Source organism: Commensalibacter sp. M0268, from assembly GCF_016101925.1.
Classification (GTDB): Bacteria; Pseudomonadota; Alphaproteobacteria; order Acetobacterales; family Acetobacteraceae; genus Commensalibacter; species Commensalibacter melissae.
This window is the reverse complement of record NZ_JACFPQ010000003.1, coordinates 1-16,409: the sequence shown is the minus strand read 5'-3', so window position 1 is coordinate 16,409 and position 16,409 is coordinate 1. Positions and strand designations below refer to the sequence as shown.

Sequence of the window (16,409 nt, the reverse complement as noted above, 5' to 3'; positions counted from 1 at the left end):
GATGTTAATTTGATTCAGATGGTTTATAGACAAATGATTTTGAGCAATAAGGACAGGTTGCCTGTCCGTTTTTTAGTTTTAGAAAAACCCGTGGATGACCGAATAGTGTATGATTACCCTCACAAGCAACGGTTTGGGAGGACGTATAAATGGTTTCAATAGGTTTCGTCGGTAAGGTTGTTGTAGAATCTTTTTCTAAATTCATGAATATACCCTTGTTAAGTGGTTCAGAACTTATCATTTATAAAAATAAAATTTATCTTGGACAAATATGTTTTTCTTAAACCGTTTAAGTTCTGTCTATTTACATAAAGTTTGCTATTTTTTTCTGATCGGAATTTATTTCCTGACCCAACATTGTAATATAGCCTATGCAGAAGTTAAAGTGAATAGTTCTGTTTTGAATACATCCTCTATCGGTTCTGATCCCTATGCACGTTATAAAAAGCTGATTCCTCCTGATTTGTGGTGGGAAATGTCGGATCATGCCCGTATTCCCGTGCGTATATGGCGGGCAATACAACAAAAGGCAATTATCCTGGCCTTACATGGATTTAATGATAGTCGCGATGCGTGGGAAGATTCAGCAGATTATTTTGTTAAGTCAGGTGTAACTTTATATTCCCCGGATCAGAGAGGATTTGGACAAGCACCGTTAAGAGGGAATTGGGCGGGTAGCCGTCGGATGATTGACGATATTATTGAGGAAATATCATTTTTAAAAACTCGATATCCCGATACACCCTTGTATGTGATGGGAGAGAGTATGGGGGGGGCTGTCGCCATGTGTTTGGCCTCACGTCCCAATGTTCCAAAAGTCGATGGTTATATTTTACTGGCCCCAGCCGTGTGGGGTCATAAACAGCTGGGACTGGTTGCCGATGTTATCTTGCGCATGATCAATACGATCGCCCCGAATTGGCGGTTAAGTGGAAAAAGCGCCCCGGTAACCATCAGGGCAAGTGATAATGATGAATCCCTGTTACGTTTGTATTTTGATCCGTTATCATTGCACAAAGCCCGTGTAAAGGCATTGTATGGGTTGGTCAATTTGATGAGCAAGGCTGCAAAGGCGGCTCCTTATATTCATTCTCCAATCCTTGTAATGTATGGTGATATGGATCAGCTCATCCCTGATTCTTCAATGAAAAAGGTCTGGCGACAATTTCCTTCTTGGGTAAGAAAGGATTATATTCCTGGAGGATATCATTTATTGTTGCGTGGTAGAAATAGAAACATTGTGGTGCAGGATATACTGAGCTGGATTTTTAGTCCGGATCAGTTTTTGCCATCAGGTGGAGATATTTCAACCTCCACATGGTTATCGATTGAGGGAAAGGAAAAAATACCGGTTTATTTGCCAAGCCAGGTTGATAATTTTATTAAAAAATAAAAGTCTCTATATCTTATGGGTGATAGTGCAATAACAGCTTGCCGGCTAGCCTTGGAGGAGAACAGCTCCAGCAGTCCGATTGGTGGCCGTATCTACCAAAATGGCTGCACCCACATCTTTTGCCTGGTTATAGGGTAAAACCGGAATTGGCTGTTGCAAGGTTAGGGAAACTTGTCCAATACTGTTTTTCTGTAAATCCTTGGCAGGTTCTTTTTCCAGATTATGTATATTTAGATGATTATGAATTGATGAGATTTTCGCCTTGATCCAGCGGTGACCATGTTTCAACCAATAAAGTCTTCCAATAATCAAAGGTTCGTCATCCAACCATGCCAGGGTGGCTTGGATCTCTTTTTGTAATGGAGATATGGAAGGAGAGGTTATCCAGTCCCCTCGGGAAATGTCTATTTCCCGGTCAAGAATTAATCCAACGGATTTACCCGCTTCAGCACAGGGTATTTCGTTTTGTAGTGCATCGGCAAAAATCTTAGCAATTTTTGCTTTTAGTCCAGAAGGTTGCACAATAATTTCATTTTCTGGCTTGACAGTTCCTGCCGCTATTTTCCCCCAAAAAATTCTTTGACCATGTTGGGTGGGGCTGGATTGGGTTTCAGATAGTTTTTGTACATATTGGACAGGGAAATATAAAGGACATTTGACAATATGTTGTTGGGAGGGAAGTTCGGTCAAGGCGTCTAAAAGACAGGGACCGTGATAGACATTTTCACATAAGCGATATCTTTCGTTATCAGCTATAGTGGAGATGATATTATAACCTTTTAATGCTGAAATGGGTATGATGTGCGTAACAGGTATATTTGCTTCCTGAGTGAATTTTTTTAGTGCTTTTTTAATATGCACAAAGGCAATATCGGGATTTTTGACAGCATCAAGTTTATTGATGGCGAAAAGCAGCGAAGGGACTTTTAATAGGTTGGCAAGTAATGTGTGTCGACGGGTTTGAGGCAACAAGTCAACATTTTCCATCTCCCAGTTTAATTTTGTCGCATCGACCAAAATGACGGCAGCGTCACTATTGCTGGCGGCGGTTACCATGTTTCTTGTATATTGTTCATGACCTGGTGCGTCCGCGATAATGAATTTACGAGTTGGTGTGGTAAAATAACGGTATGCCACATCGATTGTAATACCTTGTTCTCGTTCAGCTTGTAATCCATCTGTAAGCCGGGCGAGATCATAGGAACGGTCTGTCGAAAACTGTTGTTGTATACCAGATAGTTGATCGGCAAGAATTGCCTTGCTATCGAGTAATAAACGGCCGATTAATGTGCTTTTGCCATCGTCAACGTTTCCGGCGGTCAGGAATTTTAATGTATGATGTGAATGAGAGGTGGAATTTACGGGAGAAGATATCATGATGCATTCCTTAAGAAATAAAAACGGGGATAGAGAGATCAGAAATAACCTTCAAGTTTACGTTTTTCCATTGAGGCTTCTGAGGTCTGGTCATCCATACGGGTTGCACCACGTTCACTGATCGTGACGGTAGCTGTTTCCCTGACAATATCGCGTGCTGTTTTTGCATTGCTTTCAATAGGGCAAGTACAGGTCATGTCACCGACCGTGCGAAAGCGGACAGTTTTGGTAAGAATTTCTTCATCTTGTTTAGGCTGTGTCACCTCTGTTACAGGAACAAGCAACCCTTTGCGGGGAATGACTTGCCGTTGATGAGCGTAGTAAAGGCTGGGTAAGGGAATATTTTCCTGTTCGATATAACGCCATACATCATATTCCGTCCAGTTAGAGATTGGAAAAACACGGAAATTTTCACCCGGATGAATTCTGGTATTGAATATGTTCCATAATTCTGGCCGTTGATCTTTGGGTTGCCATTGACCAAAAGAATCCCTGTGTGAAAAAATTCTTTCCTTGGCACGGGCCTTTTCTTCGTCACGGCGGGCCCCTCCAATTAATGCATCAAAACCAAATTCCTCTATAGCCTCCAACAATGTTACTGATTGATGGGGATTACGGCTTTCCAAAGGATGAGATAGCCTCACCGTACCTCGTTTCATTGATTCTTCTACTGATCGAATGATTAAATTTGCCTTTAATTCTTTTGCTCTCTGATCACGAAATTGGATGACTTCTGGAAAATTATGTCCTGTATCGATCATAAGAAGCGGAAAGGGGAAGCGTCCCTGCCCAAAGGCTTTTTCAGCCAGCCTTAATAAAATACATGAATCCTTGCCGCCAGAAAATAACAGGGCTGGTTTTTCGAAGGAACCAGCCACTTCACGCATAATGAATATGGCCTCTTCTTCCAGATCATTTAAGGCAGGGTTCGAGGATGATATGAGAAAATTCATGATAAAATGACCATAATTAAAATATGTTAAGACTGATGAGAGTTGAAAGAAATGGGTGCACTCACATGAAGACCACATTCCTTCGCCTCATCCTGTTCCCACCACCAGCGTCCAGCTCTAAAATCTTCGCCAAGAGTGATGGCGCGAGTGCATGGTTCGCAGCCAATACTGACAAAAAAATGATCATGAAGCGTATTGTAGGGAACGCGATATGTTTTAACGTAGTACCACACATCTCCATTTGTCCAGTCAAGTAAAGGGTTTAGCTTTACTTCAGGTTGATCATTCCCTTTGTTTTCAGGTTCAACTGCTTGAAGATTGGCCCGGAAATTTGATTGTTCCTTGCGTAATCCTGTAATCCAACCTTTATAGTTCCGTAAAAGGTCGGTCAGGGGGACCAGTTTTCTGATGTGACAACATTCTTTACGAAGCTCAGTTGATTGATAAATCGCTTTTTCACCATTTTTTTGAACATAATTCTGGATTGTTCTTTTGTTTGGATAGTAGCTTTTTATTTTAATATTATAATGAATTTCAGCTTGTCTTTTTAAGGCTAGCGTTTGAGGATGCAGTTTTAGTGTATCCAGCATGGAAACCTGAATGGGTAAATCAAGCTGATGAATAAGATCTGTGATTACCATATCCTCCACCCCTAAACTGGTTGCCTGAACCAATGGTGAATAATCCCGATTTATTTTTTGCAGGAATGACCTTGTTTGTTCGAGCTTCTGTTCATATTGCTCGCTTGGATGTTTGGAATAGAATTCAAGTGGTGTCATCGTAAACTGTTACCTAAGTTGATATAATAATTCTGTTATTAGGAATTTGAAAAAGATGCGGTTAGAAATTCTGGTGTTAATGACTAAACAGGATAATCTGCAATAGGGGGCTGATCCATGATAAAACTATTCCTCAAATTACTTTAATTAACTGTAAAATATAGAATATTTTCAATTTAAGCAATATAATTTGTATTATTTAAGTAAATAAAGTCAATTAATAACTATAAAATATTGTACATTTTATTTGTAGTTTATTGATTTATATATAAAATTTATAATTTCCTTGTATATATTCATATTTCAAAATCTAAAATTGGCTTAAAATAAATAATTTGGCCTTTTTTTAGATTATGAATTTTTGGAATTGTTTTTGGAATTTGGGCTTCAATGTGAGAGGTGCATTGTTGAGGTTTTAAAACTAGTTTCATTAAAGCACCAAGGGGTCGTATATCGATGACTTCTGCTGGATAGTATCCTATAGGGGATATATCGTTAATTTGTATATCAATTTCATAGGGGCGAAAATTAAAGCTTTTTTCCCCAATACGTAAATTATTCGAATCGCCCAAAAAATTATAGACAAAATCATTGGCCGGATTATTGAGGATTTCAATCGGGGAGCCAATTTGTTCAATGATACCCCTATTCATGATGACAACACGATCAGCAATTTCCATGGCCTCTTCCTGATCATGCGTTACAAAAAGGGTTGTCAGTTGAATTTCTTGATGAAACCGGGTTAGCCAACGTCGTAATTCTCTTCGGACCTTTGTATCAAGAGCGGAAAAAGGTTCATCCAGTAATAGAATTTTGGGATTTATGGCTAAGGTACGGGCCAGGGCAATTCTTTGGCATTGTCCGCCGGAGAGTTCATGTGGATAATGATTGGCCACATGTTCAAGTTGTACCATTTCCAAAAGAAATTGAGCTTTTTTCGTGATCTCTTTGGGGGAAAGCCGTACTTTTTTTGGTTTAATGCGTAGACCAAACGCAATATTGTCAATAACTTTCATATGTGGGAATAAAGCGAAATTCTGGAATACATACCCAATATGTCGATTACGAATATCTTCCTTGCTTATATCCTGGTTTTCAAAAAAGATGTGTCCCGAGGTGGGCAATTCCAAACCTGCAATAATTCGTAACAGGCTTGTTTTTCCACATCCCGATGGTCCTAGGAGTGCAACAAGCTCACCTTTTTCAATGGTGAGGTTTATATCATTGAGTGCATGATAATGATTGAACCATTTATTGAGATGAGATATCTGAATACCCATTTTAACTATTTCCCTTCTTTTGGGACGGTTTAAGTTGTTTCTCACACCAATATCTTAGAATGAGAATGAATAGGGCCATGATAAGAAGGAGAATGGAAATACTGAATGCGGCCGCGGCATTATATTCATTATATAAAATCTCGATATGAAGGGGTAAGGTATTGGTCAGGCCTTGTATATGGCCTGAAACAATTGAAACGGCACCAAATTCTCCCATGGCACGGGCGGTACACATAACAATACCATATAGAAATGCCCATTTGATGTTGGGAAATGTTATTTTTTTAAAAATTTGCCATCCTGATGCACCTAACAGACGGGCGGTTTCCTCTTCTTGATTGCTCTGGGTTTGCATTAAGGCGATCAAAGAACGTGCGATAAAAGGAAAAGTCACAAAAATGGTTACAAGAATAATTCCTGGAATTGCATAAATAATTTGTAAGTGATAATGCATTAAAAAAGTATGCAAAATACCTTGCGATCCATAGAATAAGGTATAAATCAAACCTGCAATCACAGGGGAAATGGAAAAAGGCAGATCGATGAGGGTTAAAAGTATATTTTTCCCTTTGAAATCATATTTGCATAAACACCATCCAGCCATCAGTCCGAAGATTCCATTGAAAAAAACGGCGCAGGAAGTCGCTATTATTGTTAATTTTAGTGCCGCCAGGGCTTCTGACGAATTACAGGTGACCCAGAAAAAGACAATACCCTTGCCTAAACCTTCAATTAGAATGATAGAAAGGGGTGCGATAAAAATAATTAAAAAAATAAGCCAAGTAATAAAGATAAGGCTGTTTTTTTGCCAATTTACAAAAGGTTTGGAGGAATAAAAGGGCATTTATGTATTCCTCTGAAAAATATTAAAAGGGGAAAGCTGGGATGTGGATAGAATTAGGCGGTAAGGTTTAAAATGTCTTTGGAACAGGTTGAAAAAAAATAATAAAGAAAAAGAAACCAGCAACATTAAGAGACTGATTACAGTGGCACTCGTATAATCAAACTGGTCAAGTTTTGATACGATTAAGATAGGTAAAATTTCCGTTTTGTAAGGAATATTTGCGGCAATGAACACAACGGAGCCATATTCTCCCAAGCTTCTTGCAACAGAAAGCGAAAAACCGGTAAGCCATGCAGGAAATAAAATGGGGAGAAAGATATATATAAATGTTTGTAAACGGGTTGCACCTAGTGTGTAAGCCGCTTCTTGTAATGAGGGGGGGAACTCTTTTATAACGGGTTGCAAGGTTCTGATTACAAAGGGAATTGTAACGAATATGAGGGCAAGAATAATGCCCAGGGGTGTGTAGGCAACCTTGAAGGGTAAAATTGTACCGAATAAACCGTTGGGCGCATATAAGTCCGTTAATGCAATGCCTGCAATTGCAGTAGGTAATGCCAGGGGAAGATCAATCATTGAATCAATTATTTTTTTTCCCTTGAATTCGTAACGTATTAAATTCCAGGCCAAAAAACCGCCCAGGATAGAGGACATTAAAGAAGCGCAGAAAGAGGTGTAAAAAGAAAGTTTTAATGCGCTTAATAAGCGTTGATCGGTTAAGATCATGACAAGCTGATGACTATTGATATGGGTGCTGTAAAGAATCAGTCCAACCAATGGTAATAAAACGATAAAGGACAACCAGAAAAGACTGTATCCAAAACTAAGCCAAAACCCTGGAAGAATTGAATATCGGGAAAAAGACATAATTTTTTCCTTATGGCTTTATTGATTAATACTGTGAATGATTTGGTCAAAAATGGCATGATCTTTGAAAAACTCTTGGTTAATCTCTGTCCAGTTTTTGAAGAAATCATTGATCTTTAAAAGATGAAGGGGACGAAACATGATGTAATGGGATGCTATACGTGGATTAATGGGACGATAATAATTTTGAGCGGCAATTTTTTGACCTTCATCGCTGTAAAGCATAAGTAAATAATCTTTTGCTACTTCCCTTGTTTTTTTTTGGTCAATAACAGTATCGATGAGTGCAACGGGGGGTTCCGTTAGGATAGATGTGGATGGGGTTATTACCTCAAATTGTCCTGCCCCTGATTCACGGGTTGCCATATAGGCCTCATTCTCCCAAGAAATAAGTACATCTCCAATGTTGCGTTGGGTAAATGTAAGACTGGCGTTCCTTGCCCCGGCATCAAGTATGGGAACATTTTTATAAAGCTGTTTGACAAAATCATAGGCCTCTTGTGGATCATGATTTTTGGTATAACTGTAAAGCCATGCAGCGAGAAAATTCCATCTTGCCCCACCAGAGGTTTTTGGGTTGGGGGTAATTACAGCAATGTCAGGTTTGACAAGATCATTCCAGTCATGGATATGCTTGGGATTACCTTTGCGAACAAGAAAAACAATGGTTGATGTATAAGGAACACTATGATTGGGAAAATTGTCCTGCCAGTTTTTGGTCAGCAAGGGGTGATATTTATTGATTGCATCAATATCTCCGGCAAGAGCTAGTGTGGCAATATCGGCTTGCATACCGTCAATAATGGCCCTGGCCTGCTTTCCTGAACCACTATGGGATTGGTATATTATGACATCCTGACCTGTTTTCTGTTTCCAGTAATGTTGAAAAAAATGGTTATATTGATGAAAAAATTCTCGTGTCGGATCATAGGAAGAATTCAATAGAGTTATGGTTTTAGTACGGACGGTGGATGTTGTAACGGCAAAAACTACAATAATCAAAGCTATATATAAATGTAATGTTTGAGTAATATATCTGAATAAAAACATAGGGATATGGCTTTGAAAGGGGAATAATCACTTGCGTAAATGTGAATATGAACTATTTTAACAAAAAATAAAAGTTAATTTTTAAAAAATATAATAAATTACTTTTTTATAAAGTATTTTAAATCTGTGTAAATATAAACTTTCAGATTTATCTAGAAGATAAATTTGATGATATTAATTTTTATATATATATCAATTATTTCTATTTTGCAACAAACTTCAATTTTCGCGAAAATGTTTATTTTATAATTTTAGGGGTCAATATAAAATACATTTTATAATCATTATCATCATGTTGCCGCCAATTTAAATAATCATTATTTAGATTAGTATAAAATTTAGATTAATTTTATATGTTTTATAAAAATGAATAATATATCAATAACGCTTAACAAATTTATTAAATTATCAGTAAATTGGTTTGTTATTACTGTTTTTTTATCTTCAATTTCATCAATATTATTAATATTAGAATTGGTGTTGTTGTCAAAAATCATTACTTCAATCATATTTTATAAAGCGAATATTTCTTTTGTTGATAACGAAGTTATTTATTTTATATGTTGTGTATTTTTTCAAATTTGTACCAGATCTGTTTCTGATATTACTGGCATAAAAGCGGCATTAAAAATTACAAAAGCCATAAGGTTGGAGATTTATCAATCACTGTTTAGAACAGGTCCAATTTCCTACAGTCATATTTCTTTGGGGGAAATGGTTAACAGCCTAACAGAAGCCGTCGATAATCTGCTTCCTTATTTTGCACGCTATATCCCCAGTGCCGTGATGATGGTCATATTGCCCCTGTTTATTTTGGCCACTGTTTTAAACTTTGATATTTGGGGTTTTGTGATTTTGTTATGTACGGGTCCTTTAATTCCGCTTTTTATGGCTTTGGTTGGATATACGGCACAGGTGATTATGGATAGACAATGGCGGCAGTTATCCCTGTTAAGCGGAAACTTTTTTGACATGTTGAAAGGGTTGAAGACCTTACGGTTATTTGGACGGGCTGGTGAAAGTCTGAAATTTATTGAAAAACTTTCAGATGAATATCGTAAAACAACACTGTCAGTTATGAAGGTTGCGTTTTTAACGTCAGCAGTGTTGGAATTTTTTTCAAGTTTATCAATTGCAGTTGTCGCTGTGACATTTGGTATTCGTTTGTTAAATGGAACCATGCATTTTCACTCTGCTTTTCTTGTCCTGTTATTGGCGCCAGAATATTTCATGCCTTTACGAGACTTTTCATCGAGTTACCATGCCAGACAAAATGCAAATGCAGCCTTGGATCAATTAAAAAAAATATATAGTTTACCAAAATTAATTAAATTTTCTTATCAAAATAAAAGAACAGATACAGGTATTAGGGAAATCATTCTCGATCATGTAACGGTTAAGAATAAAGAAAATATAAATTTAGTGCAGGATATTACTTGTACATTTTTAAGAGATAGGCTCAATATTATATTTGGTCATAGCGGTGCTGGAAAAACGATGTTATTAAATATTTTACTTGGTTTTTTGCCTATACAATCAGGCACGCTTAGAATGGTTGATTTAAAAAACCAGTCACAATCTCTAAATATGGTGGATATTGCCTGGGTTCCTCAAGAACCTTTATTGCTATATGGGACGATTAGGGATAATTTATCCCTGAAAGCTTTTGAACCTTCTTTTGAACAATTGTGTAGTGTAGCCAATCAAGCCGGTATTTTGTCTTTTATAGAAACCTTACCACAGGGTTTTGAAACTCATATAGGGGAGGAAGGGCAGAATTTATCGGGTGGACAAATAAGACGCCTTATGTTGGCACGAGCGCTGTTAAAAAATCCAGATATTCTGATTCTTGATGAGCCCACTTCCGGGTTGGATCAAAAAAATGCCTTGCAGATTATTCAGACTATTCAACTTCTTAAAAAGGACAGGATTGTTATTGTGGCAACGCACAATCCCCTTTTAATCTTTTATGGTGAGGTTTCTGTACAAATAGATCGGGGACAACTGCTTCATAATTCAAGGGTTGGAGGCAAGTCGTTATGAATTTTAATTTTTCTTTTTTTCAATTGGTTAAACCGATTAAATGGCATTTAATGCTGGGTCTATTTTTATCTTGTATCGCGGCCCTGAGTAATTTTGGGTTGCTGTTTTTATCAGGATGGTTGATAGCTAGTGCAGCCATAGTTGGATTAAGTGGGATTATTGCCGTTCAGGCATTTAATATTATTGTTCCAGCCTCAGGGGTCCGTTTTTTTGCCATAACACGGATTGTGACACGATATTTGGAACGTGTGATCACGCATGATGGTGCATTAAGGGTTATAAGCCTGGCAAGAAAAAAGGTTTATGAATGTCTGATCCCCTTAACACCTGCAGGACTTGTGAATAAAAGAGGGGGTGACTTGCTGGGACAATTTGTTTCCGATTCAGAAAATATAGCAAATTATTATACTGATGCATTGCTTCCATTTATTCGGGCTTTATGTTGTGGGATTATATTTGTTGTTACCTTTTATTTCTTTTTGCCTGTGGCGGCTTTCTCCTTGGCCATAGCTTTTATCATGGCAGTCGGTCTGGTTTCTGTTGGAGTTTACGGTTGTTCATACAAGTATATTTGTCATATTCTTGAATCAAGAAACAATTTACAGGCTGATCTAGGTGAGACTCTGCGTCATTTTGGTGAATTATATATTTTTAAGGTTATTGATCAGTATTTTAAAAAAATTCAGACTGCTCAGAAATCTATTGATCAAAGCAGATTGATGCTGGATTGTATTGAAAGTGTGGCCAAGTCATTAATTACATTTATTATGATGATTTGTGTTATTGCCGTTTTGTTTCAGGCCAGTAATGCTCATCATGATATGGGACTGAATGCAGCTGAAATTCCCATGTTGGTTTTGGGTGTAATGGCAGCTTTTGATGTTATACTTCCTTTACCACAGGCCTGTCATGCTCATATAAAAGCATGCTTGGCACAAAAACGGTTACAGATTCTATCAAATGCAGGGAAAAAGAAACAAAGCAGTAGGGTCATCAATTCCGTATCCTCTTCCACTTGTCTCGTATTTGACAAAGTTCAATTCAGTTATCCCCATAACCCAAGAATGATTTTACAGAATGCATCTTTAACAATCAAACAAGGTGATAAAGTGGCGATTATTGGCGAGTCCGGGACTGGTAAAAGTAGTTTGATCAATTTGATTTTTTCGTTTTATCCAATCCAGGCTGGAGAAATTAAGTTTGCCGGTGAAGCTGTCAAGAATTTGAATACGTATAATTTATCTTCTTTTATCACTGTTGTTTCCCAGGATTTTCATCTTTTTTCTGGAAGTATCATGGATAATTTTAGATTGATTGTACCGGATGCAACTGAAAATGAAATTTATGATGTGTTAAAAATTGTGCAACTTGATGATTTTGTTAAACGACTACCAAAGAATATTCACAGTCATATAGGCAATAACGCAATAGAATTGTCGGGAGGACAGGCAAAAAGATTGGCTATTGCTATTGCTCTTTTACGTAAAACCCCTTGGCTGATTCTTGATGAACCAACAGATGGTTTGGATCAGCAAACAAAATATACAATGATGCAGGAATTATTGAAACTATATGCTGACAAAACTCTGATAATCATTACTCATGAAACAAGTATATTGTTTTTAATGAATCTTGTTTTTTCGCTGGAAAATGGATGTTTTAATAAAGTTATCATGGATGACTATAGAAAATAATCTTAATTTCAAAATTAAATTACACGAATATTTTACGTATAATTACAGTTTTTTTATCAATCGATTTTAACAGGATATGTTATAAGGAATTAATATTGTTTTTAGCTGTTTGATAATGTATCCAAAACGGAAAATTGAAGAAAAAAACATAGATAGGGCTTGTAACTATACAGCACTGACAGTTTTGTTTTTCTTTGTTTTTCATTTATTCACTACGCCCCTGACATTTACGAAAATATGGCATTGCCCAATGCATAATGGGCAATTCGCGCCAAAGGCCATGATGCATATGCAACATATGAACAGTATGTTGAGTATGAATAACGTCATTATGCCAATGGATGAGAAAATTTCCTTTTCTCACAGTTCAACTTCTCATTCAAAACAAAAAGGGATACTTTTCTGTCTTTATTGTAGTATTTTTTGGTTGCCAATATCGATTGTTAATTATGAGCCTCTATTACCTTCGATTTTAATATCCATTATTTTATATTTATATCGGGTATATCTTGCTAAGGCTCCACTCAATATTTTTTACAAGGCAAATGGGGCAAGAGCGCCCCCATTTTATGAAACATATTCATAAGTAAAATATTCAAACAATATTTGTGTTTGGCTATTATAGAAAACACCTCGTTGATAAAATAGTTTATAAAAGCAATCAAATAATTATTCTTTTATTTGGTATAGGGTTTTTTGCTGTCTTTTTCTATGATTTTCTATTTTAGCCAGATATTAGACTAGAACATTTTTTTGGAAAAATGAAAGTTATATAAAATGGATGGGATACACCTTCTGGTTGTAAATCTTTCCCGCTTTCAGTTTGCTTTGACAGCTTTGTATCATTTCATGTTTGTTCCTTTGACACTGGGTCTAACATTTATCTTGGCTGCCATGGAAACTGCCTACGTCATTACTGGTAAAGAAATTTACAAGGAAATGACACAATTCTGGGGAAAATTATTTGGTGTTAATTTTGCGATTGGTGTCGCAACAGGATTAACCATGGAATTCGAATTCGGCACGAACTGGTCAATGTATTCAAGGTTCTTTGGCGATATTTTTGGAACACCTCTTGCGATTGAAGGTTTAATGGCCTTCTTTATGGAATCAACATTTATCGGACTAATGTTTTTTGGATGGGACCGGTTGAGTCGTGGTGCGCATCTGGCAATTACCTATCTTGTCGCATTGGGGTCAAATATTTCCGCCTTATGGATTTTAGTGGCAAATGCATGTATGAATATGCCTGCAGGGGCTCATTTTGATCCAGAGACCATGCGATTAACCTCAACAAGTTTTGTTGCTCTGGTTTTCAATCCTGATGCACAGGCAAAAGCTGTACACACTTCTGTGGCAGGATTTGTAACCGCATCAATGTTTGTAATGGGGATCAGCGCATTTTATTTATTACGTAAACAGCATCGTGAATTTGCCGCACGTTCTTTTCGTATGGCCGCATTATTTGGAATTATTTCAACAATTGCAGTCATAACGCTTGGGGATGTCCTTGGCCGATTGGATTATATGCATCAACCGACAAAAGTTGCTGCAATGGAAGGGTTGTGGGAAACAAGCAAACCTCCTTATGAACCATGGATTTTATTTGGTATTCCCGATGATAAAAAGCAGACAAACCATTTGGAGGTTGGAGTTCCCTTTGTTTTAACCCCTTTGTTAACCCATGATTTTACAACTTCTATTCCTGGTGTTAAGGAATTAAAAAATCAAGCGGTTCCAAGGATTGAGTCGGGCATAAAGGCGGTATCGGCTTTAAAACGTTATGGGGAAGACCATCGACAGGCTGATCTCGATATATTTAAGGCTCATCAAAAAGATATGGGATATGGTTTTCTGGCAAGTCAATATGCTCCAGATCAGGATATAGCAAAAATCACGCCAGAGTATAAATCGACTATTATTGAAAAAACCAAGAATGATATTGTCCCTAATGTCTTTGTTACATTCTGGGCCTTCAGAATTATGGTTTTCCTTGCAATCTATTTCTTTGTCATTTTTGCCATGGGATCATACGTAAGCCTGAAAAGACAAATTGAAAAAAACCGTTTGTTTTTAAAGATAATTACATGGTCAATTCCGCTTCCTTTTATTGCATCCGAGTTCGGTTGGATCACAGCAGAGGTGGGAAGACAACCATGGTCCGTTTATGAAATTCTGCCGACAGTTGTTTCTTCGTCAACACATAGTGCGGGATATATGGTTTTTTCCTTGATCGGCTTCTTATTATTTTACAGTGTATTTATTGTCGTGGAATTTTATTTGATGTTTAAATTTGCTCGACTTGGGCCGGTAAAATATCAAGATAGGGATTCTTTATCGAAAAAAGTGTTTACATATCAAGAAGGCTGGGGAGATTGATATGGAGTATTATGTAATTCTCAAATTAATCTGGGCAACATTATTATGTATCCTGCTTATTGGATTGGGCCTGATGGTCGGTATGGATATGGGTGTTGGTATGCTTCTTCGTTTCGTTGGCAAAAATGATGTTGAGCGTCGTACAGCCCTTAATATTATCGGACCCCATTGGGAAGGGAATCAGGTATGGTTTATTTTGGGAGCAGGTGCCATTTTTGCTGCTTTCCCAACCTTGTATGCCACGGCGTTTTCTGTTTTTTATGTTGTTATGGTTTTACTGTTGTTCAGCATGATTTTGCGACCTGTAGCTTTTGAATTTAGATCAAAAGTTGATGCAAAATTATGGCGTTCGAGTTGGGACTGGATTTTTTTGGTTTCTGGTTTCTTTCCAATGTTTGTCTGTGGAGCAGCCTTTGGTAATATCTTGCAAGGTGTAGGATATCATTTCATTTGGAATGGACAGTATTTTCAAGATGAATCTTTCTGGAGCTATCTGATTAATCCATTTGCTGTTTTATGTGGTTTATTATCGGTTTCGTTAAGTATTTATCAAGGTGGAGCCATGTTGATGATACGTGGTGAAGATCCCATTTATTTACGGGCAAAAAAATATGCCACTATTGCAGGGATGATAGCGATAATATTATTTGTTTTGGGAGGATTATGGATTACGCAAATTAAAGGATTTGTTTTAGTCAGTGGTCATCCTGCAATGCCTTCAAATCCATTATTTGGTCAGAATGTTGCATTATATAAAGGGGCCTGGTTACATCATTTTTATGAACATCCAATTTTATGGGGATTACCTTTGCTGGGTGTTTTATGCATGTTACTGGGAACATTAATGGTTAAATCTGATAGACCTGTTGTTGCCTGGTGGATCGGACTTGGTTCCTGGATTGGTGTTATTGGTACGGTTGGGGCTGCCATGTTTCCGTTTTTTATGCCTTCAACAACAATTCCAAATCAAAGTCTGACAATATGGAACAGTTGCGGTAGTTTATATGGACTAATTTGCATGGCTGTTGTGGCTTGTCTTTTTGTGCCCATCATCCTTTCTTATACGTCATGGTGCTTTTATGTCATGCGGGGTAAGGTTAAAACTTCCAATATCATAAACGATCATCACAGTTATTGAATAATAAGGTGTTATTATGTCTATATTTCTACGTTTCACTGGACTTGGCTTGGTTTTAATAGTCGCATTATTAATCGCTGTTTTTGTGGGTGATCAGGGACCTTGGTATTTTGCATGGTTAATTGGTACAGTGATGATTATTCTCATATCAGTGGCAGGGGCAGTTTTATTTGATGCTCAATCAGATTTACGTGATTCAACAGGAGAATTCTAATGGGTGGTTATCTTGAATTAATCATATTTTGCGTTCCTTTTATTTATTTGGCTGTTTATTTGATATTTTATTTTATTACTAAAAGAATTTTTCCCTAATGTAATAGATGTATTTTAAATAACAAAGCCGAGAAAAATATTTTTCTCGGCTTTGTTATTTAAAATAATTAAGTGATATATTAAAATTTGTAAATGAATAATATTGATAAGTTAATTAACTAAGGCAAATAATCCCTATTCAATCAATAAGTAATTAATTAATTTCTTATTATGATTAATTAGTTATTTTACAATAAAGTTGGTTGGGATTATATATGTCTATTCAAAGACCTGGAAAGCTTTTCTCCTCTAAATGGGCAGAAAAAGGCGAGTGTTTTGATATTGTTGAATCTGGTGCAG

General features: G+C 36.9%; 15 protein-coding genes. 7 read left to right on the top strand and 8 right to left on the bottom strand.

Annotated elements, in window-relative coordinates; all coding sequences use genetic code 11:
* Positions 1–4: 4 nt before the first annotated feature.
* The gene (locus H3R28_RS05605; RefSeq protein WP_155564821.1) at positions 5–205 is read right to left on the bottom strand and encodes a zinc-finger domain-containing protein; all 201 of its coding nucleotides are present in this window, start codon (positions 203–205) and stop codon (positions 5–7) included.
* Between the two features lie 66 nt (positions 206–271).
* On the opposite strand from H3R28_RS05605, the gene H3R28_RS05600 reads away from it, so the two are divergent.
* On the top strand, positions 272–1,393 hold the full coding sequence (locus H3R28_RS05600; protein ID WP_198210082.1) for an alpha/beta fold hydrolase: 1,122 nt from the start codon (positions 272–274) through the stop codon (positions 1,391–1,393).
* Between the two features lie 45 nt (positions 1,394–1,438).
* Here the strand turns inward: H3R28_RS05600 and H3R28_RS05595 are convergent, their stop codons facing one another.
* From H3R28_RS05595 to H3R28_RS05565, 7 genes are all read right to left on the bottom strand, one after another.
* A complete protein-coding gene (locus H3R28_RS05595) occupies positions 1,439–2,770 on the bottom strand; it encodes a sulfate adenylyltransferase subunit 1 (protein ID WP_198210080.1) in 1,332 nt (443 codons plus the stop codon).
* Between the two features lie 38 nt (positions 2,771–2,808).
* A complete protein-coding gene (cysD, locus tag H3R28_RS05590) occupies positions 2,809–3,723 on the bottom strand; it encodes a sulfate adenylyltransferase subunit CysD (RefSeq protein ID WP_110439299.1) in 915 nt (304 codons plus the stop codon).
* A gap of 26 nt (positions 3,724–3,749) precedes the next feature.
* Positions 3,750–4,502 (bottom strand): phosphoadenylyl-sulfate reductase, encoded by a 753-nt coding sequence (locus H3R28_RS05585; RefSeq protein ID WP_198210071.1) that lies wholly within the window; start codon positions 4,500–4,502, stop codon positions 3,750–3,752.
* Between the two features lie 296 nt (positions 4,503–4,798).
* Positions 4,799–5,782, bottom strand: a complete 984-nt coding sequence (locus H3R28_RS05580) for a sulfate/molybdate ABC transporter ATP-binding protein (protein WP_155564824.1) — start codon at positions 5,780–5,782, stop codon at positions 4,799–4,801.
* A 1-nt stretch (position 5,783) separates the two neighbouring features.
* Positions 5,784–6,626 (bottom strand): sulfate ABC transporter permease, encoded by an 843-nt coding sequence (locus tag H3R28_RS05575; protein ID WP_198210069.1) that lies wholly within the window; start codon positions 6,624–6,626, stop codon positions 5,784–5,786.
* The gene (cysT, locus tag H3R28_RS05570; RefSeq protein WP_198210068.1) at positions 6,627–7,493 is read right to left on the bottom strand and encodes a sulfate ABC transporter permease subunit CysT; all 867 of its coding nucleotides are present in this window, start codon (positions 7,491–7,493) and stop codon (positions 6,627–6,629) included.
* 18 nt (positions 7,494–7,511) lie between these two features.
* Positions 7,512–8,543 carry a sulfate ABC transporter substrate-binding protein gene (locus H3R28_RS05565; protein ID WP_198210066.1) on the bottom strand — a complete coding sequence of 344 codons (1,032 nt, stop codon included), beginning with the start codon at positions 8,541–8,543 and terminating at the stop codon, positions 7,512–7,514.
* Between the two features lie 366 nt (positions 8,544–8,909).
* Here H3R28_RS05565 and cydD point away from each other — a divergent pair, with 366 nt between their 5' ends.
* The 6 genes from cydD to H3R28_RS05535 all read left to right on the top strand — a co-directional run bounded on the left by cydD (position 8,910) and on the right by H3R28_RS05535 (position 16,011).
* Positions 8,910–10,586, top strand: a complete 1,677-nt coding sequence (gene cydD, locus H3R28_RS05560) for a thiol reductant ABC exporter subunit CydD (protein ID WP_198210064.1) — start codon at positions 8,910–8,912, stop codon at positions 10,584–10,586.
* Positions 10,583–12,280, top strand: a complete 1,698-nt coding sequence (cydC, locus tag H3R28_RS05555) for a thiol reductant ABC exporter subunit CydC (RefSeq protein WP_198210062.1) — start codon at positions 10,583–10,585, stop codon at positions 12,278–12,280. Before cydD ends, cydC begins: the two co-directional genes overlap by 4 nt.
* Before the next feature lie 115 nt (positions 12,281–12,395).
* Positions 12,396–12,866 (top strand): hypothetical protein, encoded by a 471-nt coding sequence (locus H3R28_RS05550; RefSeq protein ID WP_198210061.1) that lies wholly within the window; start codon positions 12,396–12,398, stop codon positions 12,864–12,866.
* 191 nt (positions 12,867–13,057) lie between these two features.
* Positions 13,058–14,659 carry a cytochrome ubiquinol oxidase subunit I gene (locus tag H3R28_RS05545; RefSeq protein WP_155567548.1) on the top strand — a complete coding sequence of 534 codons (1,602 nt, stop codon included), beginning with the start codon at positions 13,058–13,060 and terminating at the stop codon, positions 14,657–14,659.
* A gap of 1 nt (position 14,660) precedes the next feature.
* Positions 14,661–15,797: a cytochrome d ubiquinol oxidase subunit II gene (gene cydB / locus H3R28_RS05540; protein ID WP_155579918.1), complete on the top strand. Its 1,137-nt coding sequence runs from the start codon at positions 14,661–14,663 to the stop codon at positions 15,795–15,797.
* A gap of 16 nt (positions 15,798–15,813) precedes the next feature.
* Positions 15,814–16,011, top strand: coding sequence for a hypothetical protein (locus H3R28_RS05535; protein WP_155566218.1), 198 nt, complete (start codon positions 15,814–15,816; stop codon positions 16,009–16,011).
* The last annotated feature ends 398 nt before the right edge of the window (positions 16,012–16,409 follow it).